At 66.7% G+C, this 17,893-nt stretch carries 19 protein-coding genes; 16 read left to right on the top strand and 3 right to left on the bottom strand.

All coding sequences use genetic code 11. From position 1 onward, the window contains the following. The first annotated feature begins 3 nt into the window (after positions 1–3). The 14 genes from folK to JX552_RS28455 all read left to right on the top strand — a co-directional run bounded on the left by folK (position 4) and on the right by JX552_RS28455 (position 13,505). A complete protein-coding gene (gene folK, locus JX552_RS28520) occupies positions 4–501 on the top strand; it encodes a 2-amino-4-hydroxy-6-hydroxymethyldihydropteridine diphosphokinase (RefSeq protein ID WP_205875168.1) in 498 nt (165 codons plus the stop codon). Beyond that, the gene (locus JX552_RS28515) at positions 501–980 is read left to right on the top strand and encodes a DUF3180 domain-containing protein (protein ID WP_205875166.1); all 480 of its coding nucleotides are present in this window, start codon (positions 501–503) and stop codon (positions 978–980) included. The genes folK and JX552_RS28515 overlap by 1 nt, the downstream gene beginning before the upstream one ends. An 86-nt stretch (positions 981–1,066) precedes the next feature. Then, positions 1,067–2,359, top strand: a complete 1,293-nt coding sequence (locus tag JX552_RS28510) for a DUF6779 domain-containing protein (RefSeq protein ID WP_205875165.1) — start codon at positions 1,067–1,069, stop codon at positions 2,357–2,359. Between the two features lie 103 nt (positions 2,360–2,462). Next, positions 2,463–3,374 (top strand): Rossmann-like and DUF2520 domain-containing protein, encoded by a 912-nt coding sequence (locus tag JX552_RS28505; RefSeq protein ID WP_205875164.1) that lies wholly within the window; start codon positions 2,463–2,465, stop codon positions 3,372–3,374. Continuing rightward, a complete protein-coding gene (panC, locus tag JX552_RS28500) occupies positions 3,371–4,300 on the top strand; it encodes a pantoate--beta-alanine ligase (RefSeq protein WP_205875162.1) in 930 nt (309 codons plus the stop codon). The genes JX552_RS28505 and panC overlap by 4 nt, the downstream gene beginning before the upstream one ends. After that, the gene (panD, locus tag JX552_RS28495) at positions 4,300–4,719 is read left to right on the top strand and encodes an aspartate 1-decarboxylase (protein ID WP_205875160.1); all 420 of its coding nucleotides are present in this window, start codon (positions 4,300–4,302) and stop codon (positions 4,717–4,719) included. Before panC ends, panD begins: the two co-directional genes overlap by 1 nt. A gap of 2 nt (positions 4,720–4,721) precedes the next feature. Next, positions 4,722–5,540 (top strand): type III pantothenate kinase, encoded by an 819-nt coding sequence (locus JX552_RS28490; RefSeq protein ID WP_205875159.1) that lies wholly within the window; start codon positions 4,722–4,724, stop codon positions 5,538–5,540. A 33-nt stretch (positions 5,541–5,573) separates the two neighbouring features. Then, positions 5,574–7,097, top strand: coding sequence for a lysine--tRNA ligase (gene lysS, locus JX552_RS28485; RefSeq protein WP_205875157.1), 1,524 nt, complete (start codon positions 5,574–5,576; stop codon positions 7,095–7,097). A 116-nt stretch (positions 7,098–7,213) separates the two neighbouring features. Beyond that, positions 7,214–7,552: a histone-like nucleoid-structuring protein Lsr2 gene (gene lsr2 / locus JX552_RS28480; RefSeq protein WP_055577626.1), complete on the top strand. Its 339-nt coding sequence runs from the start codon at positions 7,214–7,216 to the stop codon at positions 7,550–7,552. 312 nt (positions 7,553–7,864) lie between these two features. Further along, the gene (gene clpC1 / locus JX552_RS28475) at positions 7,865–10,390 is read left to right on the top strand and encodes an ATP-dependent protease ATP-binding subunit ClpC (RefSeq protein WP_205875156.1); all 2,526 of its coding nucleotides are present in this window, start codon (positions 7,865–7,867) and stop codon (positions 10,388–10,390) included. 186 nt (positions 10,391–10,576) lie between these two features. After that, positions 10,577–11,845 carry a PE family protein gene (locus JX552_RS28470; protein WP_205875152.1) on the top strand — a complete coding sequence of 423 codons (1,269 nt, stop codon included), beginning with the start codon at positions 10,577–10,579 and terminating at the stop codon, positions 11,843–11,845. Between the two features lie 171 nt (positions 11,846–12,016). Further along, positions 12,017–12,232 (top strand): CbtB domain-containing protein, encoded by a 216-nt coding sequence (locus JX552_RS28465; RefSeq protein ID WP_370530900.1) that lies wholly within the window; start codon positions 12,017–12,019, stop codon positions 12,230–12,232. Positions 12,233–12,252: 20 nt separating this feature from the next. Next, positions 12,253–12,969, top strand: coding sequence for a CbtA family protein (locus JX552_RS28460; RefSeq protein ID WP_205875150.1), 717 nt, complete (start codon positions 12,253–12,255; stop codon positions 12,967–12,969). Beyond that, positions 12,966–13,505: a histidine phosphatase family protein gene (locus tag JX552_RS28455; protein ID WP_205875148.1), complete on the top strand. Its 540-nt coding sequence runs from the start codon at positions 12,966–12,968 to the stop codon at positions 13,503–13,505. Before JX552_RS28460 ends, JX552_RS28455 begins: the two co-directional genes overlap by 4 nt. Positions 13,506–13,661: 156 nt before the next feature. Here JX552_RS28455 and JX552_RS28450 read toward each other — a convergent pair whose 3' ends face one another. Together JX552_RS28450 and mhuD are read right to left on the bottom strand one after the other, a co-directional pair. Next, positions 13,662–15,029: a serine hydrolase gene (locus JX552_RS28450; RefSeq protein WP_205875147.1), complete on the bottom strand. Its 1,368-nt coding sequence runs from the start codon at positions 15,027–15,029 to the stop codon at positions 13,662–13,664. Then, the gene (gene mhuD, locus JX552_RS28445) at positions 15,004–15,321 is read right to left on the bottom strand and encodes a mycobilin-forming heme oxygenase MhuD (protein ID WP_205875145.1); all 318 of its coding nucleotides are present in this window, start codon (positions 15,319–15,321) and stop codon (positions 15,004–15,006) included. Before mhuD ends, JX552_RS28450 begins: the two co-directional genes overlap by 26 nt. A gap of 23 nt (positions 15,322–15,344) precedes the next feature. On the opposite strand from mhuD, the gene JX552_RS28440 reads away from it, so the two are divergent. Both JX552_RS28440 and JX552_RS28435 read left to right on the top strand, forming a co-directional pair. After that, on the top strand, positions 15,345–16,109 hold the full coding sequence (locus tag JX552_RS28440; RefSeq protein ID WP_431195900.1) for an alpha/beta fold hydrolase: 765 nt from the start codon (positions 15,345–15,347) through the stop codon (positions 16,107–16,109). A 435-nt stretch (positions 16,110–16,544) separates the two neighbouring features. Then, on the top strand, positions 16,545–16,868 hold the full coding sequence (locus tag JX552_RS28435; protein ID WP_205875141.1) for a helix-turn-helix transcriptional regulator: 324 nt from the start codon (positions 16,545–16,547) through the stop codon (positions 16,866–16,868). Between the two features lie 118 nt (positions 16,869–16,986). On the opposite strand, the gene JX552_RS28430 is transcribed toward JX552_RS28435, so the two are convergent. Continuing rightward, positions 16,987–17,835 (bottom strand): DUF6671 family protein, encoded by an 849-nt coding sequence (locus JX552_RS28430; protein WP_205875139.1) that lies wholly within the window; start codon positions 17,833–17,835, stop codon positions 16,987–16,989. Positions 17,836–17,893: the final 58 nt, after the last annotated feature.

The raw sequence follows: 17,893 nt of genomic DNA, 5'->3' as shown, positions 1-17,893 counted from the left end.
CCAGTGACACGAGCGGTGCTGTCCATCGGCTCCAACCTGGGTGACCGGTTGGCCCATCTGCAGTCGGTCGTCGACGGACTCGGGGATGGGCTCGTCGCGGTGTCGGCTGTGTACGAGACCGACCCGTGGGGCGGCGTGGAGCAGCAACCGTTCCTCAACGCGGTCGTGATCGCCGAGGACCCTGACCGCGATGCGCATGCCTGGTTACGCCGGGCGCAGGAGTTCGAGCAGGCGGCCGGACGGGTTCGGGAGCTCCGTTGGGGCCCACGCACGCTCGATGTCGATCTGGTGGCCTGCTACGGCACGCAAGGTCCGATCGCCGTCGACGATTGCGAGCTGACCCTGCCGCATCCGCGAGCCCATCTGCGGGCCTTTGTGCTGGTGCCCTGGCTGGATGTCGATCCGGCCGCTGAACTCTGCCGGCCGGTGCGTGAGTTGCTCACCGAGTTGGAGGTGGACGTGGCAGGCGTTCGCCCGACGGCATTGGCGCTGGAAACCTGATGGGCCCGACCCGCAAACGCGATCTGACGGCCGTGGTGCTCGGTGCCGCGTTCGGGGGCTACCTGTTGATCACGGTGTTGTACCGGTACTTTCCGCCGATCACGGTGTGGAGTGGGGCCTCGCTGCTGGTGGTCGCCGTCGCGGAGGGGCTCTGGGCTCGAACCGTGCGGGCCAAGATCAACGACGGCGAGATCGGCGACGCACCTGGTTGGCTGCACCCGCTGGCGGTGGCCCGCAGCCTGATGGTCGCCAAGGCGTCGGCCTGGGTGGGAGCGGTGATGCTGGGTTGGTGGCTGGGGGTGCTGGTGTACTTCTTGCCGCGCCGGTCCTGGATGCGGGCCGCCGCCGAGGACACCGGCGGCGCGGTGGTGGCGGCGGTCAGCGCCCTGGCTCTGGTGATCGCGGCGATGTGGCTGCAGCATTGCTGCAAATCGCCTCCGCAGGATTCGGTTGAGCCTGGCGAGGGCGCCGAGACCTAGCCGTCCGGCCGCCCGGCAACACTTGCCGAGAATCGCCGGACTGGCGCGACACGCCAAGTGACCTCGCCCGGGTACAGTCAGGGGCCATGACCGTTCTGTCCCGCGGCGCCCGGGTTCGGCGCGGCGGCCGCAGGCCGGGGTGGGTGCTCTTGACGACGTTGCTGGTCCTGGCTATCGGGGCTAGTTCCGCGCTGGTTTTCACCGATCGGGTGGAACTTCTCAAGCTCGCTGTGATCCTGGCGTTGTGGGCCGCCGTGGCCGGCGCTTTCGTGTCGGTGTTGTACCGCCGGCAGGCCGAGGCCGACCAGGCCCGGGCGCGGGACATGAAGTTGGTGTACGACCTGCAGTTGGACCGGGAGATCTCGGCGCGCCGCGAGTACGAGTTGACTGTGGAGTCGCAATTGCGCCGGGAACTGGCCGCCGAGATACGCGCTCAGGCGGCTGACGAGATCGCGGCGTTGCGGGCCGAACTTGCCGCCTTGCGGACCAACCTGGAGATCCTGTTCGACACCGATCTCGAACAACGTCCGGCCCTCGAGACGTTGAACAGGGAAGCGGCGCGAGCGTTGACCGAACGGTCTGCCACCGCAGCCAAGAACGGCGAGAGCCCGGCCGCCGACTGGGTTGCCAGTGATCGGGTGACCGCCGTCCGCCAGCGGGAACCCGACGAAGAGCTCGCCCGCGAAGAGGAAGTTGCGATCATCGACGTCCCCGAGGAACCACTGCTGCCACCAAGGCAGCCGGCAAATGTCCGGGAGTACCCGCCGCCGCCGCAGCCGGCTTTTCAGCCGCGACACCGGCCACCACCACAGCCGAAACCGCAATTCCAGCCCCAGCCGCAGTTCCAGCCACCGCCGCCCCAACCCCAACCCCAACCCCAACCGCAACCGGCAGCCTGGCAGCCGGCCCCCGCAGAGGGGCAGTGGTTGCCACCGGGCACGCCAGGGAGCCATTGGGCGCCGACCGATGCCCCTGCAGTCGCGCCCCGCGTGCAGCCGGAGGCCCGCAGAAGGCGTTACCGGGACGAGCCCGCCGAGCCAGACTCCGGCGCTCTCGACGTCGCACCCGATGAGCCCGCGCCGCAATACGGCGGCCGCCGCTCGCGGTCCCGGCATTCCGCGGAGTACCGGGATTTCGGTGTCGGCAATCTCGCCCGGCCACGAGACATCCAGCCCGAGGAGGCTCTGGAGCAACCGGCACCTGCACCGCCTCGCCTTGCCCCGGCGCCGCCGGCGCCGCGGCATCGCAGTGCCGAGGAGCCGGTTGCCAGTCGAGAAGCAACCGACACTCCAAGCAGTGGTCAGTCGGCCGCCGACCTGTTGGCGAGATTCCAGGTGGAGCCGAGCGGCGGCGGCCGCCGGCGCCGGCGTGACGCCTGACACGCTGCGCTCGATCTGACGGATCGACTACAGTCGTAGTGACCGTCCGGTACCCCGACAGTGGGACTGGAACGTACGAACGAAATGTGTGAGGTCGTCTGCGATGGAGCAGTTCGACGGATTGCGCCCGGCCAGGCTCAAGGTGGGAATCATCTCGGCCGGCCGGGTCGGCTCCGCGTTGGGAGTTGCGCTGGAGCGCGCCGACCACGTGGTGGTGGCGTGCAGCGCCATTTCCCGGGCGTCTCTGCAGCGGGCGCAGCGGCGGCTCCCCGACACGCCGGTGCTGTCGCCGCCGGACGTCGCCGGCGCGGCCGAGCTGTTGCTGTTGGCGGTCACCGACAGTGAGTTGCCGGGTTTGGTGGCCGGGCTGGCCGCCACTTCGGCAGTACGCCCGGGCACCATCGTGGTGCACACCTCCGGGGCCAACGGGATCGGAATTCTCGACCCGCTGACTCAGCAGGGCTGCATCCCGGTGGCCATCCACCCGGCGATGACCTTCACCGGCGCAGACGAAGACATCGCCCGGCTGCCGGACACCTGCTTCGGTGTCACCGCGGCCGACGAAGTGGGATACGCCATCGGCCAGTCATTGGTTTTGGAGATGGGCGGGGAGCCGTTCTGCGTGCGCGAGGACGCCCGGGTGCTTTACCACGCCGCACTGGCGCACGCGTCCAATCATCTGGTCACCGTGCTGGCCGACGCGCTCGAAGCCTTGAGAACCGCCCTGAAGGGGGGCGAGTTGCTCGGCCAGCAGCGTGTCGACAGCCAACCGGGCGGTATCGCCGAACGTATCGTCGGTCCGCTGGCCCGCGCGGCGCTGGAGAACACGCTGCAGCGCGGCCAGGCCGCGCTCACCGGCCCGGTCGCCCGCGGCGACGCCGCCGCCGTTGCCGGACACCTGAACGCGCTCGGCAATGCCGATCCGCAGCTCGCCCAGGCGTACCGGGTGAACGCGCTGCGCACCGCGCAGCGCGCGCACGCCCCCGATGACGTCGTCGAGGTGCTGGCGCGATGATCGGCAACCGGAAGCCGCCCGCCTTCAAGCCGGGCGACCTGAATGTGTACTCGGCGCCCGCCGACGTCACCGACGTTGCCCGTGCGCTGCGGCACACCGGTCGGCGAATCATGTTGGTGCCGACCATGGGCGCGCTGCACGACGGCCACCTGACGCTGGTCCGTGCCGCCAAACGGGTGCCGGGCGCGGTGGTGGTGGTGTCGATCTTCGTCAACCCGTTGCAGTTCGGCGCGGGCGAGGATCTCGACGCCTACCCGCGCACGCTCGACCAGGATGTGGAGCTGTTGCGGGGTGAAGGCGTGGAGATCGTGTTCGCGCCTTCGGCATCGCACATGTATCCCGATGGACTGCGTACCACCGTGCAGCCGGGACCATTGGCTACCGAGCTCGAAGGTGGTTCGCGCCCTACGCATTTCGCCGGCGTGCTGACGGTCGTGCTCAAGCTCCTGCAGATCGTGCGGCCGGACCGGGCGTTCTTCGGCGAGAAGGATTACCAGCAGCTGGTGTTGATCCGGCAGATGGTCGCCGACCTGAACGTGGACGTCCAGGTGGTCGGTGTGCCGACGGTGCGCGAACGCGACGGGCTGGCGATGTCGTCGCGCAACCGCTACCTCGACCCGGCGCAACGCGAAGCCGCGGTGGCCCTTTCGGCCGCGCTGAGCGCGGGCGCGCACGCGGCGACGCATGGCGCTCAGGCTGCGCTGGATGCGGCGATCGCGGTGTTGCGGGCCACGCCCGAACTGGTGGTCGACTACCTGCAACTGCGCGACACCGAGCTGGGGCCGGTCCCCGCCGGCGGATCCGGCCGCCTGCTTGTCGCGGCGCGCCTGGGCACCACCAGGCTTCTGGACAACGTGGCAATCCAAATCGGCAGTTTCGCCGGCACCACCAGTGGGCCGGACGTCCAATCACATTGGAGGAATTGATGTTACGAACGATGCTGAAGTCGAAGATCCACCGAGCGACCGTCACCCAGGCCGACCTGCACTACGTCGGTTCGGTGACGATCGACGCCGATCTGATGGACGCCGCGGACCTGCTGGAGGGTGAACAGGTCACCATCGTCGACATCGACAACGGCGCCCGGCTGGTCACCTACGCGATCACCGGTGAGCGTGGCACCGGAGTGATCGGAATCAACGGTGCCGCAGCGCATCTCGTTCACCCCGGGGATCTGGTGATCCTGATCGCGTACGGCACCATGCAGGATTCTGAAGCCCGCGAATACCAGCCGCGGATCGTCTTCGTGGACGCCGACAACAAGCAGGTCGATCTGGGCAGCGATCCCGCTTACGTGCCAGACGGCGTGGACGAGTTGCTCGACCCCCGGATCGGCGTGCGGTAATCGTGCTGCTGGCGATCGACGTTCGCAACACTCATACGGTCGTCGGCCTGGTATCCGGAGCCAAAGAGAATGCGAAAGTAATCCAGCAGTGGCGGATACGCACCGAGTCAGAAGTCACTGCAGACGAGTTGGCGCTGACCATCGACGGCCTGATCGGTGAGGATGCCGAGCGGCTCACCGGCGCCGCGGGGTTGTCCACCGTGCCATCGGTGCTGCATGAGGTCCGGATCATGCTGGACCAATACTGGCCGTCGGTGCCGCATGTGCTGATCGAACCGGGGGTGCGCACCGGCATTCCGCTGTTGGTGGACAACCCGAAAGAGGTGGGTGCCGACCGCATAGTGAATTGCCTGGCGGCCTTCAACAAATTCGGTAAGGCCGCCATTGTGGTCGATTTCGGATCATCGATCTGTGTGGATGTGGTGTCGGCCAAGGGTGAGTTTCTCGGTGGCGCCATCGCGCCCGGTGTGCAGGTGTCCTCCGATGCTGCGGCGGCGCGCTCGGCGGCGCTGCGCCGGGTCGAACTGACCCGGCCGCGATCCGTTGTGGGCAAGAACACTGTTGAATGTATGCAGTCCGGCGCGGTGTTCGGCTTTGCCGGATTGGTCGACGGCCTGGTGGGCCGGATCAGGGATGACGTCACCGGATTCTCTGCTGATCACGACGTCGCCGTCGTGGCCACCGGGCACACCGCGCCGCTGCTGCTACCCGAACTGCACACCGTCGAGCACTACGACCAGCATCTGACGCTGCACGGACTGCGGCTGGTTTTCGAACGAAACCGGGATGCCCAACGCGGCCGGCTCGAGACCGCTCGCTGAGCGGGGGCGCGATTTCATTTAAGCTGGCACGTCGTGAGTGCCGCCGATCGAGACGCCGATAAAGATCCCGTCGAGGATCTTCCCGAGCAGTTCCGGATCCGTCGGGATAAGCGAGCGCGGCTGCTCGCCGAAGGCCGCGACCCCTACCCGGTGGCGATTGAGCGGACGCACACGCTGGCGGAGGTTCGCGCCGCGCACCCGGAGCTGCCCATCGACACCGCGACCGATGACGTGGTCGGTGTCGCGGGCCGGGTGGTATTCGCCCGCAACACCGGAAAATTGTGTTTTGCGACACTTCAGGACGGCGACGGCGCTCAGCTGCAGGCCATGATCAGCCTTGACCGGGTTGGTCAGGCGGCCCTGGATGCCTGGAAGGCCGACGTCGATCTGGGCGACATCGTCTTCCTGCACGGCACCGTGATCAGCTCACGTCGCGGCGAACTTTCTGTCCTCGCCGATTCTTGGCAGATGGTCGCCAAGTCGCTGCGGCCGCTGCCCGTCGCTCATAAAGAGATGAGTGAAGAGGCGCGGGTACGCCAGCGCTATGTCGACCTGATCGTGCGTCCGCAGGCGCGGTCGGTGGCCCGGCAGCGCATTGCCGTTATCCGCGCCATCAGAAATGCACTGGAACGCCGCGGGTTCCTGGAGGTCGAAACTCCCATCCTGCAGACGCTGGCCGGCGGAGCTGCCGCGCGGCCGTTCATCACCCATTCGAATGCGCTCGACATCGACCTTTACCTGCGGATCGCGCCGGAACTGTTCCTCAAGCGCTGCATCGTCGGTGGTTTCGACAAGGTCTTCGAACTAAATCGGGTCTTCCGGAACGAGGGAACCGATTCGACGCATTCGCCGGAATTCTCGATGTTGGAGACCTACCAGACGTACGGGACCTACGACGATTCGGCAGTCGTCACGAGGGAGCTTATTCAAGAGGTAGCCGACGAGGCGATCGGTACCAGACAACTTCCGATGCCCGACGGCAGTGTGTACAACATCGACGGAGAATGGGCAACTCTGCAGATGTATTCTTCTCTGTCCAAAGCTCTGGGAGAAGAGATCACGCCCGAGACGTCGGTCGAACGGTTACGTGAGATCGCGACGCAACTCGACGTGGAGATTCCCGACAATCGTGGCTTTGGTCACGGCAAACTCGTGGAGGAACTCTGGGAGCACGCGGTCGGCAACACGTTGACCGCGCCCACATTTGTGAGGGATTTCCCGGTGGAGACGACGCCATTGACCCGACACCACCGCAGCACCCGCGGGGTAACCGAGAAGTGGGACCTATACGTGCGGGGAATGGAGCTGGCCACCGGGTACTCGGAATTAAACGACCCGGTCGTGCAGCGGGATAGATTTGCCGATCAGGCGCGCGCCGCAGCGGCCGGGGATGACGAGGCGATGCAACTTGACGAAGATTTTCTCGCTGCCCTGGAGTTCGGGATGCCGCCGTGCACGGGAACGGGAATGGGTATCGATCGGTTGCTGATGTGTTTGACCGGGCTGTCAATTAGGGAGACGGTATTGTTCCCGATTGTTCGTCCGCACTCCAACTGAACTGCGCACGTTGTGTCTAGATTGAGTATTCTCCGTTTCTATGGCAGATTAGATCAGTGGGGAGTCTATACAAACTGGATCTGTAACCGCACGGGAAGAAACGCGAGGGTAAGCCAATGGCGAAAAAAGTGACCGTCACCTTGGTCGATGATTTCGACGGTGCCGGCTCCGCCGACGAAACGGTCGAATTCGGGCTTGACGGGGTGACCTATGAGATCGACCTTTCGAGTAAGAATGCGACGAAGCTGCGCAATGACCTTAAGCAATGGGTTGCTGCCGGCCGTCGCGTGGGCGGTAGGCGGCGCGGGCGATCCGGCTCGGGTCGTGGCCGCGGAGCAATCGACCGCGAACAGAGCGCCGCGATCCGCGAGTGGGCACGCCGCAACGGCCACAATGTGTCCACCCGTGGCCGTATTCCGGCCGATGTGATCGACGCGTTCCACGCCGCCACCTAGGCACGAACGGTCCGGCGCCCAGGCTTCCGAGCCTGGGCGCCGGATTTGTGCTTTCGCTTGTGGCGAACTGATCGGAGCCCAGCGCGGGAAACGCATTGGGGCTTTTCCTCGTTAAACCGGGTTGAACCGGGTTGAACCAGCCACTTACGAGCATCGCTGCGCACTGCGAGGTATGAACCCCGGCAGGCCGACCATTACAGTGGACGGCAGGTACGCGGTGCCGGGCGCTGAGTCGACAGAAGGTCGGCGAAGGCCGCCGGACGCCTTTCCGAGACGGAGTACCTAATGGTGAGGGAGAGCAGGTAACCGACGATGTTCGAAAGATTTACCGACCGTGCCCGCAGGGTCGTCGTCCTGGCGCAAGAAGAGGCCCGGATGCTCAACCACAACTACATCGGCACCGAACACATCCTCCTGGGTCTGATCCACGAGGGCGAGGGCGTCGCGGCCAAGTCGCTGGAGTCGCTGGGAATCTCGCTGGAAGGTGTGCGCAGCCAGGTCGAGGAGATCATCGGCCAAGGTCAGCAGGCGCCGTCCGGGCACATCCCGTTCACGCCGCGGGCGAAGAAGGTTCTCGAGCTGAGCCTTCGTGAAGCGTTGCAGCTCGGCCACAACTACATCGGTACCGAGCACATCCTGCTCGGCCTGATCCGTGAGGGCGAGGGTGTGGCGGCCCAGGTGCTGGTCAAGCTGGGCGCTGAACTGACCCGGGTGCGCCAGCAGGTGATCCAGCTGCTGAGCGGCTACCAGGGCAAGGAAGCCGCCGAAGCCGGCACCGGCGGGCGGGGCGGCGAATCCGGCAGCCCCTCCACATCGCTGGTGCTCGACCAGTTCGGCCGCAACCTGACCGCGGCGGCCATGGAGGGCAAGCTCGACCCGGTCATCGGCCGCGAGAAGGAAATCGAGCGGGTCATGCAGGTGCTGTCCCGCCGCACCAAGAACAACCCGGTGCTGATCGGCGAGCCCGGCGTCGGCAAGACGGCCGTGGTCGAGGGTCTCGCTCAGGCGATCGTGCACGGCGAGGTTCCCGAGACGCTCAAGGACAAGCAGCTCTACACGTTGGACCTGGGATCGCTGGTCGCGGGTTCGCGCTATCGCGGTGATTTCGAGGAACGCCTGAAGAAGGTGCTCAAGGAGATCAACACCCGCGGCGACATCATCTTGTTCATCGACGAGCTGCACACGCTGGTCGGTGCGGGTGCCGCCGAAGGCGCCATCGACGCGGCCAGCATCCTCAAGCCCAAGCTAGCCCGCGGCGAGCTGCAGACTATCGGCGCCACCACGCTCGACGAGTACCGCAAGTACATCGAGAAGGACGCCGCACTCGAGCGCCGTTTCCAGCCGGTGCAGGTGGGCGAGCCGACGGTGGAGCACACCATCGAGATCCTCAAGGGTCTGCGCGACCGCTACGAGGCTCACCACCGGGTGTCCATCACCGACGGTGCGCTGGTGGCCGCGGCCACCCTGGCCGACCGCTACATCAACGACCGGTTCCTGCCGGACAAGGCGATCGACCTGATCGACGAGGCCGGCGCCCGGATGCGGATCCGCCGGATGACCGCACCGCCAGACCTGCGCGAGTTCGACGAAAAGATCGCCGAGGCGCGCCGGGAGAAGGAATCGGCGATCGACGCCCAGGACTTCGAGAAGGCCGCCAGCCTGCGGGACCGCGAGAAGCAACTGGTCGCGCAGCGTGCCGAGCGTGAAAAGCAGTGGCGCTCTGGCGATCTCGACGTCGTCGCCGAGGTCGACGATGAGCAGATCGCCGAGGTGCTGGGCAACTGGACCGGCATCCCGGTGTTCAAGCTCACCGAGGCCGAGACCACGCGTCTGCTGCGCATGGAGGACGAGCTGCACAAGCGGATCATCGGCCAGGTGGACGCCGTCAAGGCGGTTTCCAAGGCCATTCGTCGTACCCGTGCCGGGCTGAAAGACCCGAAGCGCCCGTCGGGCTCGTTCATCTTCGCCGGCCCGTCCGGTGTCGGTAAGACCGAGCTGTCCAAGGCGCTGGCCAACTTCTTGTTCGGCGACGATGATGCGCTCATCCAGATCGACATGGGCGAGTTCCACGACCGCTTCACCGCGTCGCGGCTGTTCGGTGCCCCTCCTGGTTACGTCGGCTACGAAGAGGGCGGTCAGCTCACCGAGAAGGTGCGGCGTAAGCCGTTCTCGGTGGTGTTGTTCGACGAGATCGAAAAGGCGCACCAGGAGATCTACAACAGCCTGTTGCAGGTGCTCGAGGACGGCCGGCTCACCGACGGTCAGGGCCGCACGGTGGACTTCAAGAACACCGTGCTGATCTTCACGTCGAACCTGGGGACTTCCGACATCTCCAAGCCGGTGGGTCTGGGCTTCACTCAGGGCGGTGGTGCCAACGACTACGAGCGGATGAAGCAGAAGGTCAACGACGAGCTGAAGAAGCACTTCCGGCCGGAATTCCTCAACCGTATCGACGACATCATCGTCTTCCACCAGTTGACGAAGGACGAGATCATCCAGATGGTCGATCTGATGATCGGCCGCGTCGCCAACCAGCTCAAGAGCAAGGACATGGCTCTGGATCTGACCGACAAGGCCAAGTCGCTGCTCGCTAAGCGGGGCTTCGACCCGGTGCTGGGTGCGCGTCCGCTGCGGCGCACCATCCAGCGCGAGATCGAGGACCAGCTGTCGGAGAAGATCCTCTTCGACGAGGTCGGTCCGGGTCAGGTCGTCACCGTCGACGTGGACAACTGGGATGGCGAGGGCACCGGCGAGGACGCGGTGTTCACCTTCACCGGAACGCGCAAGCCGCCGGCCGAGCCGGACCTGGCCAAGGCCGGTGCGCCGAGCACCGGATAGGGGGCGGGCCGCGCAATAGCGCCCCAACGGACAAGACGCGGCGAAGAGCGGTCACCGAATTATTCGGTGACCGCTCTCGCCTTGGCGGGCGGTGTCAGAATCGGATTCCGAAATCTCAGGTCCGCGTCTTAGCCGGAGAGTATGCTCCGAACACTCATCAGTGTCGATGTCTGTCGGAGGTGGCTCATGTCGTTCGTGATAGTGACAAAAGACCTGGTAGCGGCCGCGGCCGCGGACCTTGCCGGCATCGGTTCGGCGGTCGGCTCGGCCAACAAGGCGGCGGCCACGACGACAACCGGTGTGGTGGCCGCGGCGGCCGACGAAGTCTCGACGGGCATCGCGGCGCTATTCAGCGTCCACGCACAGGAGTACCAATCGGCCAGCGCCAAGGCATTGGCGTCCACCACCCAAATTGTGCAGGCATTGAAGGCGAGTGCGGGTGCGTACGGCAGCGCGGAAGCCGCCAACATCGTCGGGCTCAATCTGCAGGATCTGATCAACTTGCCGTTCCGAACGCTGTTCGGGCGCGGGCTCATCGGCAACGGCGCCAACGGGGCGGCTCCGGGCGCCAACGGCGGTGACGGCGGGTTCCTCTGGGGTAACGGTGGTAACGGTGCGCCAGGTCTAGCTGCAGGACAGGCGGGTGGCAACGGCGGAAATGCCGGGCTGTTCGGCAGTGGCGGAAATGGCGGGGCCGGCGGACCCGGCGGGAACGGGGGCAGCGGTGGCAGCGCCTTACTGTGGGGCAACGGCGGGCTCGGTGGCGCCGGCGGTGCCGGAATCGCCGGTGTCAACGGGGTCAACCCTGCGACCAGCCCTGCGTCGACGGGTAATCCCGGGGTGGCGCCCGGCGGAGCCGGCAAAGCGGGAACCGACGCCTTCCTTTTCCAAGTTGGACAAGACGGCGGGGCCGGCGGCCACGGTGCAGACAGCCTCGCTGCCGGCGGCGGAGGTCCAGGTGGGGACGGCGGTATCGGCGGCTCCGGCGCATCCGGCGGCGTCGGAACCGCCGGTGGCAATGGTGGTGTCGGTGGTCACGGGGGGTTCCTGGTGGGCGACGGCGGCGACGGCGGCGTGGGCGGAGCCGGCGGATCTGGGGGCGCTGGCGCCCAAGGGGGAACCGGCGGAGCCGGGGGCGGCGGCGGCGACGATATCAACGCCTCCGGCGGCAGGGGCGGTGATGGCGGTAATGGCGGTGATGGCGGGACTGGCGGGGACGGCGGCGCCGGCGGCAATGGCGGTGCCGGCGGTGGGAGCGGGCTGTGGGGTCGTTCCGGCAGCGCTGGGTTCGGCGGCCTGGGCGGCGCCGCGGGTAGCGGTGGACCCGGCGGCAATGGCGGAGGCGCTGGTCAGGGAGGGTCAGGGTCCGTCAGCCTCGGGTTCACCGGGTCGCCCGGTAATCCCGGTAACCAGGGAGCCGGTGGGACGCCCGGCTTGAACGGCAACCCCGGCTGAGGTGCCGCTCGATTGCTCATCGGGCGGGTTCGCGCACTACACTGGCCTTGTTGTGGACAGGCAACGGAATCTGGTGAAATTCCAGAACGGTCGCGCCACTGTGCATAGTCAGACCCAGCGCCTGTCGCAGGCATAGGCATCCAGCGGGGACGCGAAATCCCCGGAAGGAGTTTGATCGTGGCGAGTTCTGAGACGACGCAGGTCGGTTCGGTTGACCTGTCGGCGGCCAATGCCGCGCTGTGGTTGGCGGCGACTGCTTTCCTGGCACTGTTGGCGATCTACTTCGTCGGCATCGACCAGGGAGCGGTGTCGCTGTTCGGTAGCGACACCCACGTGCACGAGTTCTTCCACGACGCAAGGCATTTGCTCGGCTTCCCGTGCCACTGATGCGCTTCTGAGCCGGCACTGTGGAGAAGCGTCTGATTGCGCGCGGTGTGCTGGCGGGTGCGCTCGGTGCCGTGCTGGCGTTCCTATTCGCCCGGGTGTTCGCCGAGCCTGTCATCGGCCGCGCCATCGAGTTTGAGGGCGCCCACGAGCACGGCAGTCAGCTGTTCTCGCGCGGCGTCCAGGGCAACGCCGGTTTGGGTTTCGGCGTGCTGTTTTTCGGGATCGCGTTGGGCGCGTTGTTTGCGGTGGTGTTCTGCGTCTATTACCCGAGATCGGGAAGCATTGCGCCACAATCGGTTTCGGCGCAAATGGCGGCCGCTGGATTTGTCGCGGTGTACCTGGTGCCATTCCTGAAGTACCCGCCCAATCCGCCCGCGGTCGGTCAACCAGACACGATCGGGGCGCGCACGCTGTGGTATTTGCTGATGGTGCTGGCTTCGGTCGGGGTGGCGATCGTCGCCCTCTGGCTCGCCCGGCGCTCGGTGGAGCGCTTCGGCACGTTCCACGCCAGGCTGCTCGCGGCCGGCGCGTACGGGGCGGCAGTCATCGCCGTCATGCTGGCGCTGCCGAATGTGGCGGAGGTGCCACCCGGCTTTCCCGCTGCGGATCTCTACGAGTTCAGACTGGTCTCGCTGGGTGCCCAGTTGGTGCTGTGGACGGCGGTCGGGCTGGTGTTCGCGCTGCTCGCGAGCAGGTTATTGGGTGATGGGGCGCAGGCGGAGAGCGTCGGGGCGTGACGCCGGCTGTCACCCGGCTCACGTTGATATCGCATGCCATGACCGACGCCATGGCGGCGCGGCGATTTCCCGCCGACGAGCCGCTCAGTGACATCGGCCGCCGTCAGGTCGAGCGCCTGAGAGGTGACTTTTCGGCGCTCGCCGCCCCCGAACTGCGAACGCGTCAAACCGCGGAACTGTCTGGTCTGCACGCCATGATCGAGCCACAGCTAGCCGATCTGGACTGCGGCCTGTGGCGCGGGCGAGGCATACCGGCCATCCCGCCCACCGACCTGCAGACCTGGCTGACCGACCCGGCGGCGGCGCCGCACGGCGGAGAGTCCGTCGCCGACCTCACCGATCGGGTCGCCGGCTGGCTGAAGTCGCAGGACGGCAACATGACTTCGACGGTGGCGGTCACTCACCCGGCGGTGATCAGGGCGGCGATCCTGGTTGCCCTCGACGCTCCGCCGAAGTCGTTCTGGCGCATCGACATTGCACCCGTCAGCCGCACGGTGCTGCACTGCCGCGCCGGGGCCTGGACGCTGCGGATCTAGTCAACCTGCCGGCAGGGTCAGCGGCCTCATCCGGCCTGCCCGTCGGCGCCACGGTGGCCGGTCACACCCGGACTGCCAGGTGCGCCTTCCCCGCCGATGCCTCAGCAAGACGCGTTACCTCCGCGCGCCGGCTCAACGTGCAGCGAAAATTCTAGTTCAGCGGGGCGCGACCAGGGCGAAGACCTGCTGCGCGACTTTCAGCATCCAGCTGGTCACCGTCGGCCCGTGGTCGTGCAGCCAGTTCAGCTGGAAACTGACGACCCACGGCTGCCCGGTCTTGTCGACGGCATACCAACTGAACGTCAGATCTCCCGGCAGGCCACCGGCTTTGGCGCCGATGTACGGCCATACGGCGGGATCCAATCGGATGCCGGCTACAGCGGACAGGATCTGGCGCACCGGCGCGGCCGCGCCCACGGCATCGGCCTGCAGCGCCACGTGAACGCGGCAGATGTCCTCGGCGTTGCCGTACCACTCCGCACCGTACGCGGACGCCGGCGTGTGTGCACGAAATGGATCAGGCTGGTAGTCGGTGGAATTCGCCTGCTCCAGCATCGCGGCTCGCTGCTGCTGCGATGCGTTCTTCCATCGCTCGCGCACATCGGGCTGGCCCCAGCCGATCGAGAACAACTCGTACATGGTGGGGAAGGGCGTCATGCTGGCCGGATCATGATGCCCGGCGGTGGCCAGAGCCCGCTCGATGGCGTGTGTTCCCACTCGCTCGATCAGCATGTCAGTGGCCATGTTGTCACTGGTGGCGATCATCTTCTCGGCCGCCGTACGCACCGAAACATGATCGCCGGGAGCCAGTTCCAAACCTGACGATCCGACCGCCTTGCCCTTGGCGGTCACCGTCAACTGGTCATCCCAGGACACCGTGCCGTTCTTGACCGCGGTCGCCACGGCGTGCAGGACGTACAGTTTGAAGATCGATGCCAACGGCAGGGGTTGGGAGGTGTTGGTGCCCGCTACCCGGTCGCACTGACCGTCGTCGACCTTGGCCACCTGATAGGAGTAGCGGGCGCCGGTCTTGCTCAACACCGCATCCACGTCCGACCAGGTGTTGATCGGCGGGGGCGGCTGGGTGTCGACTTCGAACCGGTCGACTTCGCCGGTATCGCCGGTGTGGATCCGGACGTCCTGACGCGCGCCGTAGGAGGAGATCAACTGCAATGTCGCGACGTTGGCCCCGATGAAGACGGAGTCCAGCGTGAAAGGCCGGTCCCACCACAGACTCTCCATGGTGGCTTGCACAGGCTCGACCTTGTCGGCGGCGGCCAGGGTACGCACTCCGTCCGGCCCGATAGGCCAGTCGGAGTTCAGCATGTCCATGGTTTGCTGGGCTCGCAAACCCGGTGGCGTGCTGGTGTCGATCCGACGTCCCACATTCGCCGCATTGGCCGACGGAGTGGGTGAGGAAGAGCACCCGGGGGTGAGCGTCACCACCAGCGCGGCGGCGGCACTCCACGCCAGCGCCCGACGCTGCGCCGCCCGCCGCCTAGCCGGCCTGGGCGCTGCCGGCAACGTCGAGCACGACCTCGAATTCCAGCAGCGACGCGCCACTGGCCACGGGGTTGGCACGCTCACCTGCGTGCGCTTCTTTCGCGGGCCCGTTCGCCCAGGCCTGGAACGCTTCATCAGACTCCCAATGTGTCACCACAAAGTAGCGGTCGTCACCTTTGACCGGACGCAGCAGCTGAAAGCCGAGAAAGCCGGGCTGGTTATCCACCGCATGCGCGCGATGAGCGAAGCGTTTTTCCAGTTCGGGGCCAGCGCCGGCGGGCACCGAGATTGCATTGATCTTCACCACTGGCATGGGGCTAGGTTACCGTGCCGAACATGGCCACCCATCTGCTGACCCATCGCGGGGGAGCGGGCAGGCCGCTGGTCTTGGTGCACGGGCTGATGGGACGCGGCACCACCTGGTCGCGGCAGCTGCCCTGGCTCACCCGCCTCGGCACGGTCTACACCTACGACGCTCCCTGGCACCGCGGCCGTGACGTCGAGGACCCCTTCCCGATCAGCACCGAACGTTTCGTCGCCGACCTCTCCGACGCGGTCAGCTCACTGGGCACCTCGGTGGTCCTCGTCGGCCATTCGATGGGCGGATTGCACTCTTGGTGCCTGGCCGCCGAGCGGCCGGAGTTGGTGAGCGCGCTGGTGGTGGAAGACATGGCCCCGGATTTCGTGGGGCGGACCACCGGCCCCTGGGAGCCGTGGTTGCACGCACTGCCGGTCGAATTCCATTCCGCTGCAAGGGTGTTCGCCGAGTTTGGGCCGGTGGCCGGGCAGTATTTCCTGGAGGCGTTCGACCGCACCGGCACGGGCTGGCGGTTACACGGGCACACCGCGAGATGGATTGAGATCGCCGCGGAGTGGGGCACTAGGGACTACTGGACGCAGTGGCGTGCCGTGCGCGCGCCGACGCTGCTGATCGAGGCGGGCCACACCGTCACGCCGTTCGGTCAGATGCGCCAGATGGCCCAAAGAAACTTCCCGACAACGTATTTAGCGGTCCCGGAGGCCGGCCACCTGGTGCACGACGAAGCCCCCGAGGCGTACCGGCGGGCCGTCGAATCATTCTTGGCCGGCAGAAGCCAGTAGCTGGAAGACCGGGCACGCCGCGTTCTGCGAGCGGCTGCGATCGGCGTCTGAACTGCGCCTCGGCAGCAAAGTGCGTGGGGCAGGACTTCCGGGCGGTCAGCGTCGCCGCGGCGGCAAGCCATCAGCGGTTCACCGGGGGTGGTGACGGCGGCAGCCGGTTCATATTCCGGTGTGTTGGCCGCCAGCGTCGAGCAAATGCTGCGCACTGTCATCAATGCGCCGACCCAGGCGTCGCTCGGCCTGCCCGCTGATCGGCAGGGTCCCAGTGGTGCCGGTGACGCGGTCGGAACGGGGTTTGTCAACAAGAACCCGGGGAGGGCGGCGGCTTCGGGGTGCCCGGTGCCGACGGGCAATCGGGTCAGGCGGGATCCGGCGCGGCGCGCGGGGGAATTAGCGAAGCCGTTTACGTGAAACAGGCATGGGTATCATCAAGCGGTGGCTGTTGCCAGAAAGCGCAGGGCAGAACCCGCGCCTGCGCTCGACACGCAGGACCGAAGCTGGACCTTCCTGACCAACCACGCCCATGTGTTGTTGTGCATCTCGACGGGCGAGGAGTTGACCGCACGGGAGTTGGCGCTGCGAGTCGGTATCACCGAACGCTCGGTGCAGGCGATTTTGACGGACCTCACCGCCGAGGGCTATCTGCTCAAGTCGAAGGTCGGTCGCCGCAACGTCTACGAAGTCAATCCCGACGGCAGGCTGCGTCACCCACTCGAAGCCACCCACACCGTCGGTGAACTGGTCGCCGCGTTGTCCTGACCGGCGTAAGGATCGATGGCCGCGACCCGCCGCACGCGGCAACGCCGCGCTTGCGATCGCCGTCAGGACCGATCGCGGCGACCCGCCGCACGCGGCAACCCCGCGTTTGCGATCGCCGTCAGGGATTGCACTGCGGACAGTAGCGCGGCTCGGCAGTCCCGGTACGGGCGGCCTCGCTGCGGTACACACACGCCGGGCAGCCGAGGATGTCGGACGCAACGAGCGTGGTGGGCGATCCACACGCACGGCACCGTAGCCCTTCGCGGACCGCAACCCTGCCGTATCCAGGACACAGGCAATTCGGACACGGCGTGGCCAGGCGTCCGGCGAGCCGCTTCGCCAGGGCCGACAGGACTTCCCGGCGACCAGGGTTGTGGTGTGCCCTCAGGTCGGGCTCCAGCCGGGCACGGTGGTCGTCGGAGGCCGCCGCCGCGGTGTTGACGGTATTGACCAGAACGAACGCGTCCGTGAGTCCCTTGCCGAACAAACGTGTGCTGCCCGCAATCGTGGCTGTGACCACCGCCCCTTGTTCCGGGAACCCGAACCGTCGCGCGGCGTCGATGGCTTCATGGCCGTTCTCGACCAGCTTGGGCGGTCCCGGAGCACGGGGCACATTGACCCCTTCGACAACATGGATCCCACGGTTGTCGTCGATGAAGACCAGTATTTCCTGGTGCATGGCCAGCATGCCGTACCAGGTGTCGTAGCTGGCTTCACTGGCCACACCGTAGGGCACCTTGGCCGCAGTCATGGCCAGCCGGGCTTTAGCGGTGGCCGCGGCTACCGGCGTCAACGTCCTGGTGACTTCACCGGTGAAGGTGCCGAACTGGTCGGTGTCAATTCCGGGTGGCGCGAATACCCGAGCGCCGAACTCAGCGGCGAAGGCCGGCGCCACCTGGCGTTCCTTACCGTGCATGGTGCCCATCGCGATCACCGTCCCGGTATAGCCGGCAACCTGCGCGTTCATAAGGTGGTCGCAGCAAGCTACCGGCCCGGACGCAAGCCGGGCCGGTAGCTTGTGCTGA

Origin of the sequence: Mycobacterium gordonae (genome assembly GCF_017086405.1) — a bacterium.
Classification (GTDB): domain Bacteria; phylum Actinomycetota; class Actinomycetes; order Mycobacteriales; family Mycobacteriaceae; genus Mycobacterium; species Mycobacterium gordonae_D.
The sequence above is the reverse complement of the archived record's forward strand: the minus strand, read 5'-3'. Positions and strand labels throughout refer to the sequence as shown.

Bases quoted from the DNA above. Each gene is read 5' to 3' on its own strand.
- mhuD (WP_205875145.1), bottom strand. From the start codon at position 15,321: ATGCCAGTGGTGAAGATCAATGCAATCTCGGTGCCCGCCGGCGCTGGC.
- JX552_RS28505 (WP_205875164.1), top strand. From the start codon at position 2,463: ATGGAGCAGTTCGACGGATTGCGCCCGGCCAGGCTCAAGGTGGGAATC.
- JX552_RS28510 (WP_205875165.1), top strand. From the start codon at position 1,067: ATGACCGTTCTGTCCCGCGGCGCCCGGGTTCGGCGCGGCGGCCGCAGG.
- panD (WP_205875160.1), top strand. From the start codon at position 4,300: ATGTTACGAACGATGCTGAAGTCGAAGATCCACCGAGCGACCGTCACC.
- JX552_RS28440 (WP_431195900.1), top strand. From the start codon at position 15,345: ATGGCCACCCATCTGCTGACCCATCGCGGGGGAGCGGGCAGGCCGCTG.
- JX552_RS28430 (WP_205875139.1), bottom strand. From the start codon at position 17,835: ATGAACGCGCAGGTTGCCGGCTATACCGGGACGGTGATCGCGATGGGC.
- JX552_RS28470 (WP_205875152.1), top strand. From the start codon at position 10,577: ATGTCGTTCGTGATAGTGACAAAAGACCTGGTAGCGGCCGCGGCCGCG.
- lsr2 (WP_055577626.1), top strand. From the start codon at position 7,214: ATGGCGAAAAAAGTGACCGTCACCTTGGTCGATGATTTCGACGGTGCC.
- panC (WP_205875162.1), top strand. From the start codon at position 3,371: ATGATCGGCAACCGGAAGCCGCCCGCCTTCAAGCCGGGCGACCTGAAT.
- JX552_RS28515 (WP_205875166.1), top strand. From the start codon at position 501: ATGGGCCCGACCCGCAAACGCGATCTGACGGCCGTGGTGCTCGGTGCC.
- clpC1 (WP_205875156.1), top strand. From the start codon at position 7,865: ATGTTCGAAAGATTTACCGACCGTGCCCGCAGGGTCGTCGTCCTGGCG.